Origin of the sequence: Pseudoalteromonas sp. S3178 (genome assembly GCF_005886985.1) — a bacterium.
GTDB classification, from domain to species: Bacteria; Pseudomonadota; Gammaproteobacteria; order Enterobacterales; family Alteromonadaceae; genus Pseudoalteromonas; species Pseudoalteromonas carrageenovora.
On record NZ_PNCW01000616.1, the window covers coordinates 1 to 335 of the forward strand.

1 protein-coding gene is annotated in these 335 nt (G+C 35.2%); it reads left to right on the forward strand.

Annotation, left to right across the window (positions count from 1 at the left end):
- The coding region (locus tag CWC11_RS22465) for a tetraacyldisaccharide 4'-kinase (protein WP_138684285.1) at positions 1-319 on the forward strand (319 nt) is incomplete at its 5' end.
- Positions 320-335: the final 16 nt, after the last annotated feature.

A 335-nucleotide genomic window follows, 5' to 3' on the forward strand; every position in this document is an offset into this window, starting at 1 on the left:
GTGTGACGAATTTCCTAAAAAAGGAGTCGCGGTTAGCGCAATAGGCAATCCTCAGCGCTTTGAAAAATCGTTGCAAGAAGAAGGTGTTGATATCATCGATACTGCACACTTTCGTGATCATCATGCGTATATAAAATCGGATTTTAGTCAATTTGGTGATACGGCAATATTTATGACCGAAAAAGACGCTGTAAAATGCCAAAGCTTTGCGAAAGAGAATTGGTATTTCTTAAAAGTTGAAGCACAACCGAGTAAGATGTTAGTAAATCAGTTATTAGATATTTTAAAGAATAAAGAGATCTATCATGGCCTTCGATAAAAAGTTATTAGAAATT